Annotated in this window: 3 protein-coding genes; 2 read left to right on the top strand and 1 reads right to left on the bottom strand. The window is 68.9% G+C overall.

From position 1 onward, the window contains the following. A partial coding sequence (locus tag JF597_RS06405) for a LacI family DNA-binding transcriptional regulator (protein ID WP_293990465.1) occupies positions 1 to 816 on the top strand: 816 nt, incomplete at its 5' end. Positions 817 to 1,042: 226 nt separating this feature from the next. Then, positions 1,043 to 2,173, top strand: coding sequence for a cellulose binding domain-containing protein (locus tag JF597_RS06400; RefSeq protein WP_293990463.1), 1,131 nt, complete (start codon positions 1,043 to 1,045; stop codon positions 2,171 to 2,173). A gap of 237 nt (positions 2,174 to 2,410) precedes the next feature. Here JF597_RS06400 and JF597_RS06395 read toward each other — a convergent pair whose 3' ends face one another. Further along, the gene (locus tag JF597_RS06395) at positions 2,411 to 3,604 is read right to left on the bottom strand and encodes a N(5)-(carboxyethyl)ornithine synthase (protein ID WP_293990461.1); all 1,194 of its coding nucleotides are present in this window, start codon (positions 3,602 to 3,604) and stop codon (positions 2,411 to 2,413) included. Between the last annotated feature and the right edge of the window lie 140 nt (positions 3,605 to 3,744).

The raw sequence follows: 3,744 nt of genomic DNA, 5'->3' as shown, positions 1-3,744 counted from the left end.
GCCCTGGTCATGACGGAGCCGGACTGGCGGCAGTTCGCGGAGCCCTTCTTCTCCGAGATCGTCACCTCGCTCGGTGACGCCCTGACCGACACCGGAATGCAGTTGATGCTGACCCTGGTCCGCTCGGACGTCGAACGGCAGCGTTTCCTCGAGTACGCGCGCGGCGGCCGGGTCGACGGTGTCCTGCTGATGTCCGTGCACGCCGGCGATCCGCTGCCGGACATGCTCGCCGAGGCCCGGCTGCCGACGGTGCTGCTGGGGCGCCGTTCCGGCGACGAGTACGTCAGCTACGTAGACATGGACAACGTCGGCGGGGCGCGCAGCGCCGTCTCCCACCTGGCGCAACGGGGCCGCAGGGTCATAGCCACCATCACCGGTCCGCTCGACCTGCACGCCGCCCAGTGCCGGCTGCGCGGCTACGAAGAGGCCCTGACGCTGGCGGGTCTGAAGGTCGAGCGGACCCGCGTCGCCGAAAGCGACTTCACGGCGGAGAGCGGACGGCTCGCCATCGCGGAGCTCCTCGAACGGCATCCGGACATCGACGGCGTTCTCGCCGCGTCGGACACCACAGCCGCGGGGGCCCTGGAGGCCCTGCGCACGGCCGGACGCCGGGTGCCCGAGGACGTCGCCGTGATCGGCTTCGACGACTTTCCGCTGGCTCAGCGGACCGAACCACGGCTGACCACGGTGCGTCAGCCGATCGAGGAGGTCGGGCGGGCCATGATCCGGCTGCTCCTGGAGGAGATGGAGGAGGGCGCCGTGGCCTGGCGACATGTCATCCTCCGAACGGAGCTGGTGGTCCGCGACTCGACCTGACGCGCCCGCACAACTGCCGGGGAGAGGCCCGGAGTCGGGTGCCGTGTCTCGCAGCCCCGTCTGACCTGAGGCTCCCGAATCGGTTCAACGTGTTCCTGCCGACAGCCTTGTCATGGACCTGAACCCTCCCTACAGTCCTGGCGAACCCAGAATTGGGAGCGCTCCCATTCGCTAGGTCATGGGAGCACTTCCCCGTCACCTCTCCCCCACCTCGAAGAGGATCCGCATGCGTCCTTCACGGCTCCATGCCCGCCGCGCGCGTGGCCTGCTCGGCGCGCTGCTCACCTCGCTCGTCTCGCTCGCCGCGCTGCTGACCACCGCCCCCGTCGCGCAGGCCGACACCACGATCTGCCAGCCCTTCGGTACGACGACCATCCAGGGGCGATACGTGGTCCAGAACAACCGCTGGGGCACCAGCGCCACTCAGTGCATCACCGCGACCGACTCGGGATTCAGGATCACCCAGGCCGACGGATCCGTCCCGACGAACGGCGCCCCGAAGTCCTACCCGTCCCTCTACAACGGCTGCCACTACACCAACTGCTCTCCCGGCACCAACCTTCCCGCTCAGCTCAGCGCCATCTCGACCGCGCCCTCGAGCGTCTCCTTCAACTACGTCAACGGCGCGGTGTACGACGCCGCGTACGACATCTGGCTCGACCCCACGCCCCGCACCGATGGCGTGAACCGAACCGAGATCATGATCTGGTTCAACAAGGTCGGATCAGTCCAGCCCATCGGCTCCCCGGTCGGCAACGCCAACGTGGGCGGGCGCGACTGGCAGGTCTGGTCGGGCAACAACGGCTCCAACGACGTACTGTCCTTCGTCGCACCGTCGGCGATCACCAGCTGGAACTTCGACGTCATGGACTTCGCCCGACAGGCCGTCTCCCGGGGAATCGCCCAGAACAACTGGTACCTGACGAGCGTTCAGGCTGGCTTCGAGCCCTGGCAGAACGGCGCCGGTCTCGCCGTGACCTCGTTCTCCTCCACCGTCAACAAGGGCACCTCCGGCGGCCCGGGCACCCCGGGAGGCTCTACGGCCTGCACGGTGGCCTACGGGACGAGCTCCTGGCAGGGCGGCTTCACCGCGGACGTCACGATCACCAACACCGGCGCCTCCCCCGTCAGCGGCTGGAAGCTCGCGTTCACCCTCCCCGCCGGGCAGCAGATCACCAACGCCTGGAACGCAAACCTCTCCGGGTCGTCAGGGGCGGTCACGGCGAGCAACGTGAGCCACAACAGCGAGCTGACGGTCGGCGGCCGGGCAACCTTCGGGTTCCAGGGCACCGCCAGCGGAACCTTCGCCAAGCCCTCCACCTTCACGCTCAACGGCACCGACTGCGCGACCGTGTGACACCCGCCTATCCTCCGGGCCGGCCCGATTCCGCCGCGTCGGCGGGCGGGCCCGGAGGCCGAGAGTGACGGCAGCTCGCGGGAACGAGCAGGTGACCAACCGTACGTTCCTCCTGTCGCCCGCGTTGAGCCCGTCGCTACGGCATGCCCGCTCCTACGTCCCGGTCGCCGTGACAGCCTTGACCAACTGCACCTGTACGGGGGGCAGTTGGATGTCGGCCGTCGACCCGGTGCCGCGTCAGGTCAGCCGGGTGGACGAGCTCGTCGCCGCAGGTGCAGCCAGGACCGGGGTCTCGTGGCGGTGGGGGTAGGCGGCCGCCCGGTGCTGGAAGGAGAGGATCTTCGGGTTCTGGACGACGCCGTCGCGCATCTCGGTGGCCTTGGTGATCGTGACGTCGGTGTCCCATGCCGTAGGGCCGCTCATGACCTTGCGAAGGTAGGGAAGGAGCGCCTCGCTGATCTCCCAGGTGGCGGAGTTCCACAGGTGGGACGGGCTGTGATCCACCACGTAGTAGTGGCAGCCCGGACCCACCGTGAACATGGGCGCGCCGAAGGTCGTCGGGCGGGCCCACGTGAAGCCCATACCCTCGTCGCAGGAGACGTCGACGAAGAAAGTGCCCGGCCGGAACAGGGTCAGTTCCTCGTCGGTGACGAAGGTGAGCGGAGCGTCGGTGTCCTGGAGGACGCAGTTGACGATGACGTCGAACTCCGCCAGGTACTCCGCCAGCGGCATGGCACCGGCCGCGGTGACCGCCCGCAGGCGCGACGGATCGTCCTCCTGCTCCTCGAAGTGGGCCATCACGACCGAGGGCATCGGCGAGGCCACCGCCGCGGCGGCACGCTGGGTGAGCACCGTGACGTCGGTGACCCCCATGGCACCCAGTCCCGTGACCGCTCCACGCGCCGTGGCACCGAAACTTATGACCACCGCGCGCAGGCGGCGCCCGTAGTGGCCGGTCAGCCCGCCGAGCTGGAGGGCGTGCAGCACGGAGCAGTAGCCGGCCAGCTCGTTGTTCTTGTGGAACACATGGACGCTGAAGGCGCCCGTGGAGGTCCAGTGGTTCATGGCTTCCCAGGCGATCAGGGTCAGCCGCCGGTCGATGCCGATCTGGGTCATCTTGTTGTCCTGCACACAGTGCGGCCAGCCCCACAGCACCTGGCCCTCGCGCAGCTCGGCGATGTCGTCGTGCGTCGGCTTGGGCAGCAGCATGACGTCGCACTCGGCGATGAGCTGCTCGCGGGAGCGCAGGCCGGCCACGAGGGGGCGCAGTGCGTCGTCGGGGACGCCGAAGCGCTCGCCGTAGCCCTGTTCGAGGTAGATCTTCTCCCGCAGGTCCGGGGAGATCCGCTCGAGGTGGCGGGGGTGCAGGGGCAGGCGGAACTCGTTCTCCTTGTGCGAGGAGGCGAGTACTCCGAGAGTCATCAGGCTCATGTGGGGCGGCTCATTTCCGACCGGGCGCGATGCGCTCCGGCATTGCCGTGCCCCGAGGGCGACGCCGAAACGGATGACGGCGTGCGAGGTGCGCTCGGTACGGCCACCGTACTCCGTCCGGCGCACAACCCCCTACTTCT

This window comes from Streptomyces sp. (genome assembly GCF_019510245.1).
Lineage (GTDB): Bacteria > Actinomycetota > Actinomycetes > Streptomycetales > Streptomycetaceae > Streptomyces.
Note: the sequence above shows the minus strand (reverse complement) of the source record. Positions and strands in the feature narration are given on the sequence as shown.

Excerpts from the sequence above, each read along its gene's own strand:
- JF597_RS06400 (WP_293990463.1), top strand. The coding sequence starts at position 1,043 with ATGCGTCCTTCACGGCTCCATGCCCGCCGCGCGCGTGGCCTGCTCGGC.
- JF597_RS06395 (WP_293990461.1), bottom strand. The coding sequence starts at position 3,604 with ATGAGCCTGATGACTCTCGGAGTACTCGCCTCCTCGCACAAGGAGAAC.